General features: G+C 65.1%; 13 protein-coding genes and 3 pseudogenes. 12 read left to right on the top strand and 4 right to left on the bottom strand.

The features are described 5' to 3' along the window. Positions 1 to 5 precede the first annotated feature (5 nt). The 3 genes from JQC81_RS04755 to JQC81_RS04745 are packed head-to-tail and all read right to left on the bottom strand — an operon-like array spanning position 6 to position 3,204. Positions 6 to 1,178 (bottom strand): CaiB/BaiF CoA transferase family protein, encoded by a 1,173-nt coding sequence (locus tag JQC81_RS04755; RefSeq protein ID WP_203270585.1) that lies wholly within the window; start codon positions 1,176 to 1,178, stop codon positions 6 to 8. Between the two features lie 5 nt (positions 1,179 to 1,183). Then, on the bottom strand, positions 1,184 to 1,990 hold the full coding sequence (gene dapB / locus JQC81_RS04750) for a 4-hydroxy-tetrahydrodipicolinate reductase (RefSeq protein ID WP_203270583.1): 807 nt from the start codon (positions 1,988 to 1,990) through the stop codon (positions 1,184 to 1,186). Between the two features lie 14 nt (positions 1,991 to 2,004). After that, a complete protein-coding gene (locus JQC81_RS04745) occupies positions 2,005 to 3,204 on the bottom strand; it encodes an acyl-CoA dehydrogenase (protein WP_203270582.1) in 1,200 nt (399 codons plus the stop codon). A gap of 143 nt (positions 3,205 to 3,347) precedes the next feature. Between JQC81_RS04745 and JQC81_RS04740 the strand changes: the two genes are divergently transcribed. Next, a complete protein-coding gene (locus JQC81_RS04740) occupies positions 3,348 to 4,244 on the top strand; it encodes a LysR family transcriptional regulator (protein ID WP_203270580.1) in 897 nt (298 codons plus the stop codon). On the opposite strand, the gene JQC81_RS04735 is transcribed toward JQC81_RS04740, so the two are convergent. After that, positions 4,235 to 5,422 carry a multidrug effflux MFS transporter gene (locus tag JQC81_RS04735; protein ID WP_203270579.1) on the bottom strand — a complete coding sequence of 396 codons (1,188 nt, stop codon included), beginning with the start codon at positions 5,420 to 5,422 and terminating at the stop codon, positions 4,235 to 4,237. The two genes, JQC81_RS04740 and JQC81_RS04735, sit on opposite strands and share 10 nt — an antisense overlap. A 375-nt stretch (positions 5,423 to 5,797) precedes the next feature. On the opposite strand from JQC81_RS04735, the gene bcsN reads away from it, so the two are divergent. The 11 genes and pseudogenes from bcsN to JQC81_RS04680 form a co-directional block, all read left to right on the top strand. Then, positions 5,798 to 6,745, top strand: a complete 948-nt coding sequence (gene bcsN / locus JQC81_RS04730; protein ID WP_203270578.1) for a cellulose biosynthesis protein BcsN — start codon at positions 5,798 to 5,800, stop codon at positions 6,743 to 6,745. Positions 6,746 to 6,909: 164 nt separating this feature from the next. After that, positions 6,910 to 9,104, top strand: a pseudogene (gene bcsA / locus JQC81_RS04725) (UDP-forming cellulose synthase catalytic subunit). A 51-nt stretch (positions 9,105 to 9,155) separates the two neighbouring features. Continuing rightward, positions 9,156 to 9,836 (top strand): annotated as a pseudogene (locus tag JQC81_RS34685) (cellulose biosynthesis cyclic di-GMP-binding regulatory protein BcsB); the annotation flags it as partial. A gap of 529 nt (positions 9,837 to 10,365) precedes the next feature. Beyond that, positions 10,366 to 11,673 carry a cellulose biosynthesis cyclic di-GMP-binding regulatory protein BcsB gene (locus JQC81_RS04715; protein ID WP_246520240.1) on the top strand — a complete coding sequence of 436 codons (1,308 nt, stop codon included), beginning with the start codon at positions 10,366 to 10,368 and terminating at the stop codon, positions 11,671 to 11,673. Then, on the top strand, positions 11,673 to 12,782 hold the full coding sequence (locus tag JQC81_RS04710) for a family 8 glycosyl hydrolase (RefSeq protein WP_246520239.1): 1,110 nt from the start codon (positions 11,673 to 11,675) through the stop codon (positions 12,780 to 12,782). The genes JQC81_RS04715 and JQC81_RS04710 overlap by 1 nt, the downstream gene beginning before the upstream one ends. Then, the gene (locus JQC81_RS04705; RefSeq protein ID WP_203270575.1) at positions 12,758 to 12,952 is read left to right on the top strand and encodes a hypothetical protein; all 195 of its coding nucleotides are present in this window, start codon (positions 12,758 to 12,760) and stop codon (positions 12,950 to 12,952) included. The genes JQC81_RS04710 and JQC81_RS04705 overlap by 25 nt, the downstream gene beginning before the upstream one ends. Continuing rightward, positions 12,949 to 14,850, top strand: coding sequence for a tetratricopeptide repeat protein (locus JQC81_RS34110; protein WP_203270573.1), 1,902 nt, complete (start codon positions 12,949 to 12,951; stop codon positions 14,848 to 14,850). Before JQC81_RS04705 ends, JQC81_RS34110 begins: the two co-directional genes overlap by 4 nt. Positions 14,851 to 14,943: 93 nt before the next feature. After that, positions 14,944 to 15,450, top strand: coding sequence for a chemotaxis protein CheW (locus JQC81_RS04695; protein ID WP_203270571.1), 507 nt, complete (start codon positions 14,944 to 14,946; stop codon positions 15,448 to 15,450). Further along, positions 15,450 to 16,892 carry a CheR family methyltransferase gene (locus JQC81_RS04690; RefSeq protein ID WP_203270570.1) on the top strand — a complete coding sequence of 481 codons (1,443 nt, stop codon included), beginning with the start codon at positions 15,450 to 15,452 and terminating at the stop codon, positions 16,890 to 16,892. Before JQC81_RS04695 ends, JQC81_RS04690 begins: the two co-directional genes overlap by 1 nt. A 2-nt stretch (positions 16,893 to 16,894) precedes the next feature. Further along, a complete protein-coding gene (locus tag JQC81_RS04685) occupies positions 16,895 to 17,491 on the top strand; it encodes a chemotaxis protein CheW (protein WP_203270568.1) in 597 nt (198 codons plus the stop codon). Between the two features lies 1 nt (position 17,492). Continuing rightward, positions 17,493 to 17,864: pseudogene (locus tag JQC81_RS04680) on the top strand (methyl-accepting chemotaxis protein); the annotation flags it as partial.

Genomic DNA, 17,864 nt, shown 5'->3' with positions numbered 1-17,864 from the left:
GCCGTTCAGGCCATCCAGGAGGGGTCGCTCAGCACCTCGTCCGTATGTTCACCCAGGCGCGGCGAAGGCCGCTGAGCCGCCATCGGCTCCCCGTTCATCATGATCGGAGAGCGGACGGACGGGATGGCCCCACCCTTGGCCTTGGGCGAGGGCAGGTCGATCCTCATGCCGCGGGCGATGACCTGCGGATCGGCGAAAACATCCGCCACCGTGTTGATGGGGCCGGCCGGAACACCTTGCTTCTCGAGGGCTGACAGCAGCGCATCGCGGGTGGTTTGCAGGGTGAGTTCGGTCAGGATCGGCACGAGCTCGGCCCGGCGGCCCACCCGGCCTGCATTGCTGCTGAAACGCTCGTCCTGGGCCAGTTCAGGCTTGCCCAACACCGACACAAACCGAGCGAACTGCCCGTCGTTGCCCACTGCCACGATCACGTGGCCGTCCGCCACCGAAAAAACCTGGTAGGGCACGATGTTGGGATGGGCATTGCCCATGCGCCGGGGCGCCTTGCCGGAGGCCAGATAGTTCATGGCCTGGTTCGCCAGCACGCTCGTCTGCACGTCGAGGAGCGCCATGTCGAGATGCGCCCCCTCGCCTGTCGCATCGCGCTGGCGAAGGGCGGCCAGGATGCCGACAACGGAATACACCCCTGTGAAGATATCCACATAGGCCACGCCGATCTTCTGCGGCTCGCCTTCGGGATCGCCCGTCAGGTCCATGATCCCGCCCATGCCCTGGATCATGAAATCGTAACCGGCGCGGGACGCGTAAGGCCCGTCCTGGCCGAAGCCGGTGATCGAACAATAGACGAGGCGTGGGTTGATCTTTTTCAGGCTCTCGTAATCGAGGCCATATTTCTTCAGGCCGCCGACCTTGAAGTTCTCGATCACAACATCCGCATGCATGCTGAGCTTGCGCACGAGCTCCTGGCCTTCAGGCGTCTCGAAATCCACCGCAATGGAGCGTTTGCCGCGGTTGCAGGAATGGAAATAGGCCGCCGAGAGATCACCGCCATCGACCGCTTCCACGAAGGGAGGCCCCCAGCCGCGGGTGTCGTCGCCTGCGCCCGGCCGCTCCACCTTCACCACATCGGCACCGAGATCGGCCAGCAACTGGCCGACCCAGGGGCCTGCCAGAATACGTGCGAGTTCAAGGACCTTGAGGCCTGCGAGCGGTTTCATGCGGATCAATCCATGATGGTGTCGAGGCCGCGCTTGAGGCCGGTGAACGAGCCGACGCGACGGGCGGCCAGCAGCGTGCCGGCCACATAGGGGGCCGCCGACGAGCCCGCATCATGACGGATCACGAGGCGCTCATTGTCAGCCCCGAAAACGGCCTCGCAGGACAGAACGAAAGACGGCATACGCAGGGAATGGACCTGCACCGGCTCCTTGGCGCCAAGCGCACCGCCGCGGGTCTCGCGAACGCCGGTCAGTTCGGCGACAGGCTTTGAGGTGGCAGGCTGGCGCGCCTCGCTCAAAAGCTCGGCCAGTTCGCGGGCGGTGCCCGACGGCGTGTCCGGCTTCTTGGCCGAGGCGTAATCGATGACTTCCACATCTGGCACGTAACGGGCCGCCTCAAGGGCGAAGCGGCGCAGCAGAGTCGCGGTGATCGAGAAATTGCCGGCCGCGAGCACGCCACGCCCTGCTTGCTGCGCCTGCGCGTCGATCTCGGCGTAATCCTCGGCGCTGAGCCCCGAAGTACCAACAACCACGTGCCGGCCCTGAGCGAGAGCCGTGATGGCATGAGCCTTCACGGCACCGGGCTTGGTGTAGTCGATCACCACATCAGACGGCTCACGCAGCGCCTCCTCGAGGGTTGCGCTGATCGGAACACCAAGGCGGGAAAGGCCAGCGGCTTCGCCCGCATCCTGGCCGGCGGCGCTGCGGCTGACAGCGCCGGCCAGCACGAGGTCGTCGGAGGCGACGATCGCCGCCACGAGGGCCTTGCCGACCCAGCCCGTCGATCCTGCCAGGGTGATCCGAAGCGCCATCGATGTGCCCTCGCCTAGAAGAATGCCTGGAGGCCGGTCTGAGCGCGGCCCAGGATGAGAGCATGCACGTCGTGGGTGCCCTCATAGGTGTTCACGGTCTCCAGGTTCTGCGCATGGCGCATCACGTGGTATTCCTCCTGGATGCCGTTACCGCCATGCATGTCGCGGGCGACGCGGGCGATATCCAGGGCCTTGCCGACATTGTTGCGCTTGACGAGCGAGATCATCTCCGGCGCCACGCGGCCTTCGTCGAAGAGGCGACCGACGCGCAAGCTGGCATGGAGGCCCAGCGTGATCTCGGTCATCATGTCGGCGAGCTTCTTCTGCACGAGCTGGGTGGCGGCGAGCGGCCGGTCGAACTGCTTGCGGTCGAGGGTGTACTGACGGGCCCGGTGCCAGCAATCTTCCGCCGCTCCCAGGGCGCCCCAGGAGATGCCATAGCGGGCGCGGTTGAGGCAGCCGAAGGGGCCTTTCAGGCCGGACACGCTCGGCAGCAGGGCGTCCTCGCCCACCTCGACATTGTCCATGACAATCTCGCCGGTGATCGAGGCGCGAAGCGAGAGCTTGCCGCCGATCTTCGGAGCAGACAGCCCCTTCATGCCCTTCTCCAGCACGAAGCCGCGGATCTGGTTGTCGTGAGCCTCGGACTTCGCCCAGACCACGAACACGTCCGCGATGGGGGAGTTTGAGATCCACATCTTGGAGCCGGTCAGACGATAGCCGCCATCGGTCTTCACGGCGCGTGTCTTCATGCCGGCGGGATCGGAGCCTGCATCGGGCTCGGTGAGGCCGAAGCAGCCCACGAACTCGCCGGATGCGAGCTTGGGCAGGTACTTCCGGCGCTGCTCCTCGGAGCCGTAGGCATAGATCGGGTACATCACGAGAGAAGACTGTACGCTCATCATGGAGCGGTAGCCGGAATCGACGCGCTCCACCTCGCGGGCCACGAGGCCATAGGCCACGTAGGATGCGCCGGCGCAGCCGTAATCCTCCGGCAGGGTCACGCCGAGGAGGCCGAGCTCGCCCATCTCGTTGAAAATGGCGCGGTCCGTCTTCTCCTCGCGGTACGCCTCGATCACGCGGGGCAGGAGCTTGTCCTGGGCATAGGCCCGGGCCGTGTCGCGGATCATGCGTTCGTCGTCGGTCAGAAGGTCATCGAGAAGGAGCGGATCCTCCCATTTGAGCTTCGCGAGTTCCTGTTGAGCACCGGCCATGATGATCATCCTTCCCATGAGAGCGTTCGGGCGCTGGCGCCAAACCAGCCAAACCCATTGAATTTGAGGGGCAAAATCGCGCTGGACAGGCCAAAAGTAAATCGACATCTTCGCAGCAGGTTATTCATAATTGGAATGAACGTGTGTTTCGTCGCGGCTTCCTCCCCAATGTGGGCAATCTCCTGGCCTTCGAGGCCACGGCGCGCCATGGCAGCGTGTCACGAGCCGCTGAGGAGCTGAACCTGACGCAGAGCGCCGTCTCGCGCCAGATCCAGCAGCTGGAGGAGTCGCTCGGCGTCTCCCTGTTCAGCCGCTCCCGGCAGCGGGTCGTGCTCACGGATGTGGGACGCCTGTACGCATCCCAGGTGCGCAGCACCCTGTCCGAGCTGTCCGACGCCACCCATCAGGCCATTGCACTCTCGGGCACAACCGGCGTGCTCAATCTTGCCACCCTGCCGACCTTCGGCACCCGCTGGCTCATTCCGCGGATTCCCGGCTTCTTCGCCCAACATCCGGGTGCGACGGTGAATTTCGGTGTGCGGCTCCTGCCCTTCGACTTCGCCACAGAGCCGTTCGACGCCGCGATTCATTTCGGCGAGCCGCACTGGCCGGGCGCCGTGTGCGAATTGCTGCGGACGGAGGAGGCGGTGCCCGTCTGCAGCCCGGCCTATCGGGAGCGCGAGAACCTGCGCTCGCCACAGGACTTGGCCCACGCCACCCTGCTCCAGCAGAGCACGCGTCCCACTGCCTGGGCGGAGTGGTTCGCCAGCGTTGACGTGGAGGCGAGCAATCCGCTCCGCGGTCCACGCTTCGAGCAATTCGCCATGGTGGCCCAGGCGGCTGCCGCGGGCTTGGGCGCTGCCCTGATCCCGCATTTCCTGATTGCCGACGAGCTGGCATCGGGACGTCTGGAGATCCTCTTCCCCAACAGCCTCGTCAGCGGCGGCGCCTATTATCTCGTCTATCCGGAGCACAAGGCAGAGACGCCGCTGCTGCGCTCCTTTCGCGATTGGATCCTGGATCAGACCCGTCAGGGATAGACCCGCCTCAGTTTCATCGTTCGGAAGCTCAAGGCGAGCGCCACGAGGGCACAGAAGAAGATGGCACTGACCATCGAAATGGACGTACCGTCATAGAGGGCGCTGACCAGCGCGATGATCACAGCGCCCGTGCCGAGCTGAAGAGTGCCCATGAGGGCCGAGGCTGTGCCAGCCACGGCGCCTTGTTCCTCAAGGGCGAGCACCGCCGTGGACGGAATGATGAATCCGAGACAGCCGAACGATACGAAGAGAAGGCCCCACAGGACAAAGGCGTTATCGACGCCGGAGACGGTCAGCACGAAGAGCAGCGTCACGAGGCTGGCGAAGCAGGAGATTGCGATGCGCACCACCCGCTCAGCGCCGAAACGGCGCATGAGGGTGCTGTTGAACTGGGCGCTGCCGATGAACGCAATGGCGTTCGACGCGAAGATCATGCTGTAGGCTGATGGCGTCATGCCGAAATGCTGGATGAAGATGACGGATGAGCCGGCGAGATAGGCGAAGAAGCTCGCCTGGCTGAACCCGCCGATGAAGGTAAGGCCGAGGAAGCGTCGGTCCCTCAGCAGGCTCCCGTATGTGCGGAAGGCCTGCGCGATGCCTCCCTTGCCCTGATCAGGCTTGTGAGTTTCGGGCAAGAGAAAGAGCACGACAGCAAGGCCACCCAGCCCGATGAGCGCGATGGCCCAGAAGATCACGCGCCAGCTGAAGAACGCCGTTAGGGCGCTTCCTGCCAGCGGCGCCAAGATCGGCGAGACGCTGAAGACCAGCATGCTGGTCGCCATCAGGCGGGCCGCCTCGTGCCCGGTGTGCAGGTCGCGGATGATCGCCCGGGGGATCACCATGGCCGCGCAGGAGCCGACGCCCTGGAGAAAGCGGAAGGCGATCAGGGTTTCCACATTCGGCGCGAAGCTGCAGCCGATGCTGGCCAGCGCGAACAGTCCCAGCCCGGCATAGAGCGGCGGCTTGCGTCCGAACCGGTCGGAGAGCGGCCCATACACGCTCTGGCACAGAGCGACCGCCAGGAAGAAGCTCATCAGGCTCATCTGCACGCCGCTCACATCGACCTGATACTCCCGGGCGATCGCCGGAAAGGCAGGCAGGTACATGTCGATGGCGAACGGCCCGACGGCGGAGAGCATGCCGAGGATCAGCGCGTTGCGCAAAAAGGCGGATTGCATCGAAAAGGCTTTCTTGAAGCCCGGCCCGTTCGCCGGGATCGGGAAATAGGCCTGCCCGCTTCAGCAGACGAGCCACGCAATGTCACGGAAGATACGGGGCACGCCCCGGAGCCGGTCGTTCCTGCCGGCGTGTGCCGTTTGTATTCCGCCCGGCCGGGAGGTCAAGGCGAAGCGCCTATTCGGGCCGGATTAAAATCCGCCCCTGCTGTGATGCTTACTGTTCGTTAACCATGAATGGTCATAGCTGGTTAAACCATCCGGCTGAATGGGTCCATCCGCTCCAGGGGCAACCCTCCAGCGGGCAAGCCTCCGCTCGGCTGACCAGCCACCAGAGTTTTCACGTTCCGCATGACCGCCTCAACGCACAGGAATCAGATGCACGTCGGCGCTGAGGCGTCCGAAGCGGGCATCGCCTGCGACCACGGGCATACGGGCGGTCCCGGCAAGGTCCTGAAGTGGCTCGCCGCCGCAGTCGTTATGATGACCGTTGCCGCCTGCGCGGGCCGTTCCGATCTCGGCTATGCGACCTTGACCTCCGAAGTCCCTGCAACCCGCGCGATCGTCGTCCCTCCTCCGGGAGGCCCCTCCATCGTGGCCGTTCTGCAGCGCAACTTTCAGAATGGGATCTCGCAGGAGATCGCCCTGTCGACGGCCTCGCTGACAAGCGGCCAGAACGCCTTCTACGTGAGCCTGCTCAACAACACCGCGAGCAACATGGAGATCCCGGAGACGCTCTCGCTGCCTCCTCTCACCCCAGACCGGATCGAGCGCGAGATGGAGGAGCGGATCCCCGGGGTCGCGATGCAGACGTCCCTCGTCTACGTCCAGAACAAGTTCGGGCCCTTCGGATTCGCCACGGGACGCTCCCCCTCGGGCGACCTTTGCCTTTATGCCTGGCAGCAGATCGAGCCCGACAAGCCCGCCATTCTGGTGCCGGGCGGGGCGATTTCGGTCCGCCTGCGCCTGTGCGATGCCGATGCCAGCGTCGATCAGCTCCTGCGGGTCATGTATGGCTACACGATCGCCGCCTATTATCGTCAGGAATCCTGGAATCCTTACGGCGATCCGCCATCGCCGCCTGCCGGTTTCGGGCAGGTCGATGCGCCGATGTATCCGCTCGGTCTCGACAGGCGGGAGGACACCACCGTGATCCGCCGGCGCGTCCTGTCCACGGAAAGCCGCCGCGCCACCCTTCCGGACCAGACGTCCGGGCGCCTCATCGACAAGGATACGGTCGAGCCCGCGGGTCCTCCCGCAACCATACTGCAGAATACGGCCCCGCTCGGCGGCTACCCCGTGGTGCCACCGCCTCCGAGCGAGTAAAAGCCAAGTCTATAGCATCTAATGTAATAACGTTAGGTACCGATTTATTTACCGATGTGACAATAGGCCTAAGCAACGGTAGAGATATATTAATGGACCTGCCTTCAGTGTTGAACTAAGCGTGCACTCTCTCACGCGAACACTCAGGCCGAGAATCCGGACAAATGCGAGCAGGTCTTATCGTGGCCCTTTGGGCAGTGGCGGCGATCCTGATTGTCTCGCTTGTCGTTCTTCCCATCAGCCTTCAGGCGCATCTGGTCGCAGGCCTCACCGTCGTGGCCTGCATGATCATCATCAAGTTCTTCCGGGCGCAAGGCATCTGGCGCCAGATCGCCCTGGCTTTGGGCACCGCCATCGTGCTGCGCTACGTGTTCTGGCGGACGACCAGCACCATCCCGCCGATCACCGAGGTAGCGAACTTCATTCCCGGCTTCCTGCTGTACCTGGCCGAGATGTACAGCGTCATGATGCTGTTCTTGAGCCTGTTCGTGGTCTCCAGCCCGATGCCCTCGCGCAAGCCGCCCCAGATCGACCCGCATAACCTGCCGACCGTCGACGTGTTCGTCCCGAGCTACAACGAGGGCGCCGATCTCCTCGCGACCACGCTTGCCGCCGCCAAGGCCATGACCTACCCGGAGGACAAGCTGACGGTCTGGCTTCTCGACGATGGCGGCACGGACGAGAAATGCAGTTCGCAGAACGCGCTCGCCGCGCTGCAGGCCCGGGAACGACGCGCGGAGCTGCAGGCCCTGTGCGCCGCGCTCGATGTCCGCTACCTGACCCGCGCCCGCAATCTGCACGCCAAGGCCGGCAATCTCAACAACGGTCTCGAGCACTCGACAGGCAATCTGGTCGCCGTCTTCGACGCCGACCATGCCCCGGCCCGGAACTTCCTGACCGAGACCGTCGGCTACTTCACGGCGGACAAGAACCTGTTTCTCGTCCAGACGCCCCACTTCTTCATCAATCCCGACCCGCTCGAGCGCAACCTCGGCACGTTCCAGACCATGCCCTCGGAGAACGAGATGTTCTACGGGGTCATCCAGCGCGGCCTCGACAAGTGGGATGCCTCCTTCTTTTGCGGCTCGGCCGCCGTGCTCCGGCGCGAGGCATTGCAGGAGACCAACGGCTTCAGCGGCGTCAGCATCACGGAAGACTGCGAGACCGCCCTTGAGCTCCACTCCCGGGGCTGGAAGAGCGCCTATGTGGACAAGCCGCTGATTGCGGGCCTGCAGCCGGACAGCTTTGCCAGCTTTATCGGCCAGCGCTCGCGCTGGGCGCAGGGCATGATGCAGATCCTGCGCTACAAGTTCCCGCCCTTCAAGCGCGGGCTGAAGCTGTCGCAGCGCCTGTGCTACATGTCGAGCAGCATGTTCTGGCTGTTCCCATTCTCGCGGTTCTGCTTTCTCGTTTCGCCGCTCTGCTACCTCTTCTTCTCGCTGGAGATCTTCACTGCGTCCGGAGGCGAGTTCTTCGCCTATACGTTCACCTACATGATGGTGAACTTCATGATGCAGAACTATCTCTATGGCCGCTATCGCTGGCCGTGGATCTCGGATCTCTACGAGTACGTTCGACGATCTATCTTCTGCCCGCCGTGCTGTCGGTGATCGCCAATCCGAGCAAGCCCACCTTCAAGGTTACGTCGAAGAACGAGACCATGGACGAGAGCCGGATCTCGGAATTGGGAACGCCCTATTTCATCATCTTCGGCATCCTGCTCCTCGGCGTCGTGGCAACGGGAGTGCGGGTCTGGGCGGAGCCCTACAAGGCCGACCTGACTCTCGTCACCGGAGCCTGGAATATCCTCAACCTGATCGTCGCGGGCTGCGCCCTCGGCGTCGTGTCGGAGCGGGCAACGCGCCGCCAGAGCCACCGTGTTCGCGTCGAGCGTCCCTGCCGCTTTGTCATGGGCGACGAGATCATCGATGCCATCCTGCGGGACGTGTCGGTCGGCGGCGCAAGGGTTCACGTGCCGCCATCAGTCGAGCCCAGATTGAAGAAGGGAGCCGCAGGCACCATCGAGTTCCAGCCTTTCGCCAACCTTCCAGTCCAGCATCTGCCGGTGGAGATCCGCAAGGTCGGCATGGACGACGACGGGCTGCTGCTGGGATGCCGCTTCATGATCGAGAAGGCCGAGCACCGGAAGATGATTGCGGACCTCGTCTTCGCCAATGCGGATCAGTGGAGCGAATTTCAGAAGAACCGGCACTATGACATTGGCGTGCTGCGCGGAACGCTCTGGTTCTTCATGGTTGCGTTCTACCAGACCGGCCGTGGCCTCTCCTACTTCTTCGGCCTGCAGCGGATCGGCAGTTCATCCCCTCCGGCTCCGTCCGTAGCCGCAGCCATCAAGTAGAGGTGTGTCGTGCGCCGCGTTCTGATCCCTTTCCTGCTGGGCCTGCAAGCGATGGGCGCACAGAGCGCACTCGCCCAGGCGACGCCGTTCAACATGGCGCCCGGCGGCTCGAACGCGCCGCAGGCGAGCCCGGCTCCCGTGCCGGGTCAGGCCGCGCCAACCGCGCCTTTCGACATGCGCCAGCCCGGCCCGCCACCTGCTGCAGCAACGGCTCCACAATCGGCAAATCCACAGCCGGCGCCGTCAGCCGGCGCAGCCGCGCCTTTCAGCATGGGACCACGCAATGCCGCTCCCCCTGCAGCGGCCGTTGGCAATGCTCCCCCGCCCATGCGCCCGCCAGTCGCCGCCAGCGCTCCGGCGGCGCGCAGCGTCGCGCGAATCGAGCGACCGATCCTGCCCTTCGAGACTCTCCGGCTCGAGGGTGAAACAGATGCCCGGTCCTGGACCTTCCATCTCACGCAGGACGAGGCTGCGAGCGGCACGACCCTGTCCATCGGCTACAAGAACGCGGTCGTGGTCATGCCCGAGGGCTCTCGCCTGAGGATCGCGATCAACGGCGAATCCGTGCTCGACACGCCGATCGCCTCGTCGAACGACATCAAGCGCGTGACGTCGTCGATCCGCCCCGGCCTTCTCCGTCCGGGGCAGAACATCATCCGCATGGAAAGCCTTCAGCGTCATCGGACGGATTGCACCGTTGCGGCGACCTATGAGCTCTGGACCGATGTGGATTCGGCGTCCACGCGCCTCATCTTCGCCGAAGGAGCGACCAAGACCCTTCGCGGCCTGGACGATCTGCCGGCTGTCGGCGTCGACAGCACGGGCGTCACGACGATCCGGGTGGTTGCCCCCAAGATCTATCGGCCGGAGATCCGGGACCGGCTGCTGCGTCTCGCGCAGACGGTTGCCCTGCGTGGTCGCTATGCCCATCCCGTGATCCAGGTGATGGAATCCGACCCGGGCCCCTCGCCTGTCGGGACGATCAAGGTCGCCATGGGCTTGGCCGGCGAGCTGCGCGGCCTTGTGCCGGGCATTCCGGACGCCGCGTCAGTGCAGCCCCTGACCATGATGATGCAGGAGCCGGGCTCCACAGGCTCCACTCTGGTGGTGGCAGGCCCCACCTGGCAGGATCTCGACACGGCAATCGGGATCGTCAGAGCTCAGCCCCTCAACCCGCTCAGTGCCGAGCGCGGGATGATCGACACGGCTTCCTGGCACTGGCCCGAGGTTCCCACGGCGTTCGGCGGTCAGTCCTTCCGCTTTGCGGATCTGGGCGTACCGACGCAGGAATTCCGGACGACGCCTGAAAGCCGAGTTCGCCATCAATCTCCCGTCGGACTTCTATGCCACCGAGTACGGGGAAGCCATCCTGCACCTCGATGCAGCCTATACGTCGGCGGTCCGGCCCGGCAGCCATGTGAACGTGTTCGTCAACGGCCAGATCAGCACGCAGATGACGATCACCACCCAGGGCGACATCGTCCGGCGGCATACCGTCCGGGTCCCGCTCAAGAACTTCAAGTCGGGTCTCAACCGCATCACCTTCGAGGCGGCCCTGATGACGGACGCAGACGCGCGCTGCGCACCGGGGGAGACTCTGTCTGAGACGAAGCGCTTCGTTCTGTTCGACACCACCACCCTGGAATTTCCGAAATTCGGTCGGATCGGCCGCCTGCCCGATCTGGCGGTTCTCGGGGCCGGCCGCTTCTCGGACGAAGACCTTCCCACCACCGTCGTCCTCGCGCGTCCCGACGCGCTGAACCTGTCCGCCGCCGGAACCCTGCTGGCCCGCATGGCGCGCAACGCCGGCCAGCCGGTGCGGGCGCAGTTCGCCAATGCGGCCTCCGCCGACGACGAATCCGTTCTGTTCATCGGCGCCGTCGACCAGATCCCGCCCGGCATGCTCAACCGTGTGAGAGTGACGGAGCACCTGCGCATGATCTGGCCGTCGACACCGGTCGCGGACAACAAGGGAGGGGCACAGACGGCAAGCGCCGACTTCACCATGCCGCTGAGCCAGGCGTCACCCAACACCACGGCCTCGACCGACGAGGTCCGCCGGCGCTGGTCCGACACGTTCCAGCGCCGCGGCGTCATTCAGCAGACGATCGGATCCGTGCAGGACTGGCTTGAGAAGACCTTCAGCCTCTCCCTCTCGTCGTTGCGGCTGGAGGAGCGGACCGATGCGCCCTACGAACCGCCGCAGCGGGCCTCGCTGCTCATGGCGCAGAGCCGCACGGAAGATTCCGGCGTCTGGACGCTCGTGACTGCCCGCACGGACCGCGCCCTGGCGGACGAGATGGCCCGTCTGGCCAACCCCCTGCTCTGGTCGCAGGTCTCGGGACGCGCCATCGCCCTGGAGCCGCGGGAGATGAAGCTGCAGATCGAGCCCATCAACGATTACCGCTTCGTGCAGACCCAGCCCCTTTCGCTGACGAACCTTCGCCTCGTGGCGGCGAACTGGATGTCCGCCAACATCCTCCAATATGCGCTTGTCATGTTGGCATGCTGCACGTTTCTCGGCGTCGCCACCGCCCTGCTCCTGAGCCGGCTGGGACGACGCTCATGATGGCCCGGGCGCCTTTTCGCGCAACGCTCCTGACATGGCTCGTCGCCATGTTTTCACTCGTCATGGCCATGAGCGCATCGTCCCAGAGCCTCTCCGTTCAGCCGCTGAAGATTGCGGGCACCGTCTCGTCGGCCGATTGGGAAGCCTACCGCTCCCGCTTCGTCGAGGACAGCGGCCGGGTGGTCGATACCGCCAACGGCAACATCAGCCACAGCGAGGGCCAGGGTTACGGCCTGCTTCTGGCTCTCGCGGCGTCCGACCGACGCTCCTTCGAGCAGATCTGGAGCTTCACCTTCACCGAACTGCTCATCCGGGATGACGGTCTGGCTGTGTGGAAATGGGATCCCGAGGCAAAGCCCCGGGTGACGGATCGCAACAACGCCACGGACGGCGATCTTCTCATCGCTTATGCCCTGGCAAAGGCCGGGGAGGTCTGGCAGGAGCCCCGCTATACCACCGCGGCGCAGAAAATCGCCAGGGCCATCGGCAAGAATACGTTCGGGCGCAGCGGACGCTCGCTCATCCTTCTGCCCGGAGCCAATGGCTTCGGAGCCGAGGATCGACCCGACGGCCCGGTGGTGAACCTCTCCTACTGGGTTTTCGAGGCCTTTCCCGTGATGGCGGCGCTGGCGCCGGAATACGAATGGAACCGCGTCTGGCGCGACGGGGTGCTGCTGCTTCAGCAGGCAACCACGGGCCGCGTAAGGCTTCCGGCGGACTGGCTCTCCCTTCGGAGCGGATTGCAGCCGAAGCCTGCGGACGGCTTTCCGCCCGAGTTCGGTTACAACTCCTTAAGGATACCGCTTTACCTGTTGAGAGCGGGGATGATTGATTTGGAGTGGCTGAGAGCCCTCAAGCAGCGCTGGTCTGCGGAGAATGAAGGGGTTGCCGTGGTCAATGTGGTAACCGGACAGATCCGGGAGCGGCTGACGGACCAGGGTTATGCCGTTCTTCACGCGGCTCTGGCCTGTGCGCTCGACGGAACGCCCGTTCCGGCAGCGCTGAGAGCCTTCGAGCCGAGCCTCTATTATCCGTCCACCCTGTATCTTTTGGCGAAATCCCTGCTGGGTGAGAAATATACGCAATGCGTCTCGTCGGCAGCGCCATAACGACTGCGATCCTGATCCTGGGATTTGCAGCGATCGCGCAGCAGACCGGCCCCGGCGGCTCCCAACCGCCCGCCGGAACGCCGCCGTCCGAGACACCGCCCGCCAACGGCTCTCAGCCGCAGGTCGATGAATCGGCGCTTCGCTACTTCGCATCCCAGGGCGAAGGGTGAATGCGGAGATCGCCCGGCTCAGAGCGCTCTATCCCAACTGGACACCGCCCAGCGACCTGTCGCAGCTCTCGGCGGGTGGCGCCGCCGCTCCGCCCGATCCGATCATCGAGCGCCTGTGGAACCTCTACCGCGAGGACCGGATCGCCGAAGTCCGCGCAGCCATTGCCGAACGCCAAGCCTCGGACCCGAACTGGAAGCCGCCGGAGGAGTTGGTCACGGCTCTGGAAACGGTGGAGGCGCGCCGCCGCCTGGTGAATGCTTCCGATTCCGGTCAATGGCAGACCGTGCTGTCGGTCGCGACCGAGTCGCCCAGCCTCCTCACCTGCACCAACGTGGATGTGCTCTGGCGCGTGGCGGAGGCGTTCGCCCGGACGGATCAGCCTGCCCGCACCCGGGATGTCTACACCTATCTCCTGACGAACTGCGCCAATCCGGCCGAACGCCTCGCGACGCTGCAGAAGGCCCTCACCCTTCTGCCCGAACAGCAGGTCGCCGATCTGCTCCAATTCGAGCGCAGGACCGGCGAGAGCCCGGACGATTTCAGCTCCGTCCGCGACGAGCTGGCCCGCCGCAGGGTCGAGCGCGCCTCTCTCGACAGCAAGGTGACCGCATCGGCAGAAGACCTTGCAGCGGTCGAGCGGCTGATCCGCAATACCAACGAAGCCGGGCCTGTGATGACCCTCGGCTGGTACAACTACCACCATGGCAATCCGGCACGGGCGCTCGAGTTGTTCAAGACGGCTCTGGACCGCAACGGCGGCGCCAAGGCGGCCGAAGGCTATGCCATGTCCTTAAGGGCGCTTGAGCGCCTCACGGACGCCGAGGCCTTTGCCTACGAATGGCGCGAGCGCGCTCCCGAGAACATGAAGATCTACCTGGACATCGCCACGGCGCTCCTCAGCCAGGATCCGCCACCGCGGCTCGATGCCCGGGTGGTTGGCCGGATCGTCCCTGTCGTGACGGCGCAGCGCTTCCCCGATGGAGCGCAGGCGCTTGGCTGGTACTCCTACAACACGCAGCAGATCCGGACCGCGCGGGACTGGTTCCGGACCGCTCTCGGGTGGAAACCCGAGGACGAGCCCTCCGCCTATGGCCTCGCCCTGTCGACGCAGCGCCTGAACGAGCGCGCGGCGTTCAACGCCATCGTGGCCCAATGGCGGGGGCGCTCCGAGCGCATCGCGGATCTCGCGGATACGGCCAATCCCGGCTCCGGGCGGCGCTCCGCTCCGGTTCAGCCACGGGCTGAGATGGACGCTGCGCCACGCCCTGCCGTGCCTCGTCAGGTCACCGTAGAGCGTGTCGAGGTCGAACAGCCTCTCGTGCGCACCGAGGAGGGCGTGCGGGTCCGCCAGACCCAGGCCCGCTCCGTTCTGGGGCGCAGCTGCGCCATGACGCGCAATCCTGCGGGCCTCTCGGGCGACGCGGCCCTCACCCGCGGCTGGTGCCTGATGGAGATCAACCGGCCTCTGGAGGCCGTCGCCGCCTTCGACCAGGCGATCGCCACCGGCAGCAACCGGGCCCGCGAAGAGGCCGCCTATGGCAAATCCCTGGCCTACCTGCGCAAGAACCTCACCTCAGAGGCTGCCGTCGCGGCCGCCGAGGCGCCGCAGACCCGGACACGCCAGGTGGAGCTCGGAGCCTCGATCCTGACCCAGCGGGCGCTGGCGGCGTACCGCGACAAGCGCTACGTCGAGACCCTGCTGGCTCTCAGCGAGCGGGCACGGCTCGTCCCGGAGCAGAACGATCTTCTGCTGATTCGCGGCTGGTCGTATTTCAATCTCGGCCGCTACAAAGACGCCAAGCAGGTCTTCAGGGCCGTCCAGCGGACCGGGTATTCGGAAGAGGCCAGCGTCGGCCTGAACGCCATTCGCGAGGCTACGGATCAGGTGTCTCAGTAGCCTGGCGGCGCGGTTGCCGGAGGCGGCCCGGTGCCTATCTAAGGATCACCAAGCTTTCACCCCTCTCATTACCGGCGACCGGCGATCCCATCCATGGCGAGCCTGCAGATCATCATCTTCGACGTGTGCGGCACCGCCTGTGCCCTGCACCGGAGCGCCGTGCGCGAGTTCCTGCCCCTGCCCCGCCTGTGGCGTCCGCCAGCCCTGCCCCGACCGGTCGCCGGCTTCTTCAACCTCGGCGGGGACGCAGTTCCCGTCCTCCGGCTCGACGTGCTGTTCGGCCTCCAAAGAGGTGAGGACGATCCGGAGGCCGATCTCTACCGGCACTTGGTTCTGATCGGAACCGGCGGCAACGCCAGCCCCACCGCGCTCCTTGTCGACCGCGTTCTGGACGTGGCGACGGTGAATGCCGCACAGGTCTCGGATGTCAGGCCAGCGGAGAGCCTGAACGGCTGCGTCGAGGCGGAGGTCACCTGGGGTGACCGGCTCGTCCATCTTCTCTCTGCCGAGCGGATCCTGCTGGCAGAGGAAAAGCAGGCGCTGGCGGAGCTCGGACGCCAGGCGCAGAGCCGCCTCAACGAATGGGCGGTGCCGGCCTGATGGCCGCACGACCGGCTCCCGTTCCTCTCCCCGATTCCGGCTTTCCTCATCTGAAGAGCCGCGTAATCGAGCGCACGGGACATTTCTACTACCAGGACAAGGACGACCTCCTGTGGGAGCGCGTGCGCAAGCGGTTGCGCGCCAGGGGCCTGTCCGATTCCAGCGCGTATCTGGCCCTGCTGGACGACCCGATCTCGGGCCCGGCGGAATGGGGAAAGCTGGAGGCCGAGATTACTATCGGCGAGACGTTCTTCTTTCGCTACGCGGAGCAGTTCGCAGCCCTGCGCGAGACCATCCTGCCCGAGATCATCGCCAGGAAAGCCGCCACGCGGCGGCTGCGGATCTGGAGCGCCGGATGCTCCACCGGAGCCGAGCCTTACTCCCTGGCTATTCTGGCGAATGAGATTCTCGGCGGAAACCTTGGAACCTGGCGTGTCAGCATCGTCGGAACCGACATCAACGACAGCTTCCTGAAAGCGGCCCGGCAGGCGCAGTTCGGCAAATGGGCGCTTCGTTCGATGCCGGAGGAGCAGCGACAGCGCTACTTTACCGACGCAGGCAAGGAGCAGTGGGAAGTGCGGCGGGAGTTTCGCTCCCTGGTGCGCTTCGAGCGGCACAACCTGCTGAGCCTTCTCGACGGCACCTCGCCCCTTGAACTCACCGATTTCGACCTGATCCTGTGCCGGAACGTGCTGATCTACTTCCATCCCGACACGGTCACCCGGATTGTCGGAGCCCTGCGCGACCGCCTGGACGAGGATGGCTGGATGCTGCTGGGCCATGCCGAGCCCAATCCTGTTTTCGCGACAATGATGCAGGCCCTGAGCCTGCCGGGGACCGTCGCCTACCGGCGTGGCGCCGGCGATGCGCCCCTGCCGATGCCTGCTCCCTTGCAACCCAAGACCACCCTGCAGGAGTGGAAGCCGCTCCTGCCTGAGCCGAAACCTGAAGCGTCAGTTCAAAGAATAGCCCTCCCGCGCCTCCCGAAGGCTCCACAAAAGCCGTCCGCCTTTCCCGCCCCTCAAAAAACCGGCAACCTCCTCGGCGATATCAGGGCGCGGGCCGATGCGGGAGACTTCGCCGCGGCGGCGGACCTCTGCCGGATGGCGCTCATCGCCGAGCCGCTGAACGCGGCCTTGCATTTTTACCAAGGCCTCGTCCTTCGAGCGCTCAGGCGTTCCGACGAGGCTGAGAAAAGCTTCCTTAAAAGCCTTTATCTCGATAGAAGCTTCGCCATGGCTCACTACCATCTTGGACTCCTGCTCCTCGCCGAGGGAAGATCGGCGCCCGGGCGCCGCTCCTTGAACCATGCGGCGCAGAGCGTTGCAGCCTTGGCTGACGATCACCTCCTCGACGAGGGAGATGGGGTGACGGCCAAGGACCTGCGTGACCTGATCCGCATGCACCTCGACGCGCCAATGCCGTCCAAGCGGAAGGCATGACCATGGCAAGATCTGTACGCCGCAAGCTGAGGCAGATCGAAAGAGGCAGGATCCACTCGGCCGAGGAGCGGGTTCAGCATATCCTCGACGAGAGAACCGAGAGCCTCGCATCGCGCCGCAAGGATGGTGCGGCTCTGGTAGAAGTCCTGCCGCGCGCCCTCGTCTGCGGCTCGGGCCGCGAGCGTTTCGCGATCCCGATCGAGTCCGTCGCTGAAGTGCTGCCCCCGCAGAAATATCTGCGCGTTCCTGATGGACCGCTTGCCCTGGTCGGTCTGTTCGGCCGAAGCGGACGAGTGGTGAGCGTAATCGATCTCGCGCTCGCGCTGGGTATCGAACCGACCTCTGCGGAGAAAGATCACCATTTTGTGCTGCTGCGCCGGGATCACCCGCACGTGGCTCTCAGGGTCGAACGCGCCCATGCGGTCGCCGACATCCATCTCCTGACAGGTGAGGAGGCCACAGGCTTCCGAACCGATGCGGTGACGGGCTATGCCCGCATGCACGGTGCCGCCGACGATCCATCCGACACCCTGGCCCTTCTCGATATCGAGCGGCTTCTGCGCCCCTTCCTGTCCCCTTCCCCAGTTCCCGGAGTCTGACGTGACGATCTCGATCGCCAACCGTATTCTTCTCGGCTTCGCCGCCATTGTCGCCCTGATGATCGGGTTGAGCGTCTACTCCATCAACCGCCTCGACGAAGTCCGTCAGACGACCGAGCGGATCGTCTCACGGGATATCGCGCTGATGCGGCAGCTGGAGATCATCGACGACGATCAGAACATCATGCGCAACCTGCGGCAGCAGATCATGGCGGGCTACCTGCTTCGCGCTCTTGGCCAGCAGGTCGCCTTCGAGGACCGCATCCAGGAGTGGACCCGGCAGGCCGCGAAGGCGCAAGCCGATATCGCCCAGGCGACGGCCATGGCGGGCGGTTTCGCGGCGCAGTCGATCACTCCGGAACGCGGGGCCGCC

This window comes from Microvirga arabica (assembly GCF_016811235.1).
Classification (GTDB): domain Bacteria; phylum Pseudomonadota; class Alphaproteobacteria; order Rhizobiales; family Beijerinckiaceae; genus Microvirga; species Microvirga arabica.
Note: the sequence above shows the minus strand (reverse complement) of the source record. Positions and strands in the feature narration are given on the sequence as shown.

Excerpts from the sequence above, each read along its gene's own strand:
- JQC81_RS04755 (WP_203270585.1), bottom strand. The coding sequence starts at position 1,178 with ATGAAACCGCTCGCAGGCCTCAAGGTCCTTGAACTCGCACGTATTCTG.
- dapB (WP_203270583.1), bottom strand. The coding sequence starts at position 1,990 with ATGGCGCTTCGGATCACCCTGGCAGGATCGACGGGCTGGGTCGGCAAG.
- JQC81_RS04745 (WP_203270582.1), bottom strand. The coding sequence starts at position 3,204 with ATGGCCGGTGCTCAACAGGAACTCGCGAAGCTCAAATGGGAGGATCCG.
- JQC81_RS04735 (WP_203270579.1), bottom strand. The coding sequence starts at position 5,422 with ATGCAATCCGCCTTTTTGCGCAACGCGCTGATCCTCGGCATGCTCTCC.
- bcsN (WP_203270578.1), top strand. The coding sequence starts at position 5,798 with ATGCACGTCGGCGCTGAGGCGTCCGAAGCGGGCATCGCCTGCGACCAC.
- JQC81_RS04710 (WP_246520239.1), top strand. The coding sequence starts at position 11,673 with ATGGCCCGGGCGCCTTTTCGCGCAACGCTCCTGACATGGCTCGTCGCC.
- JQC81_RS04705 (WP_203270575.1), top strand. The coding sequence starts at position 12,758 with ATGCGTCTCGTCGGCAGCGCCATAACGACTGCGATCCTGATCCTGGGA.
- JQC81_RS04695 (WP_203270571.1), top strand. The coding sequence starts at position 14,944 with ATGGCGAGCCTGCAGATCATCATCTTCGACGTGTGCGGCACCGCCTGT.
- JQC81_RS04690 (WP_203270570.1), top strand. The coding sequence starts at position 15,450 with ATGGCCGCACGACCGGCTCCCGTTCCTCTCCCCGATTCCGGCTTTCCT.
- JQC81_RS04685 (WP_203270568.1), top strand. The coding sequence starts at position 16,895 with ATGGCAAGATCTGTACGCCGCAAGCTGAGGCAGATCGAAAGAGGCAGG.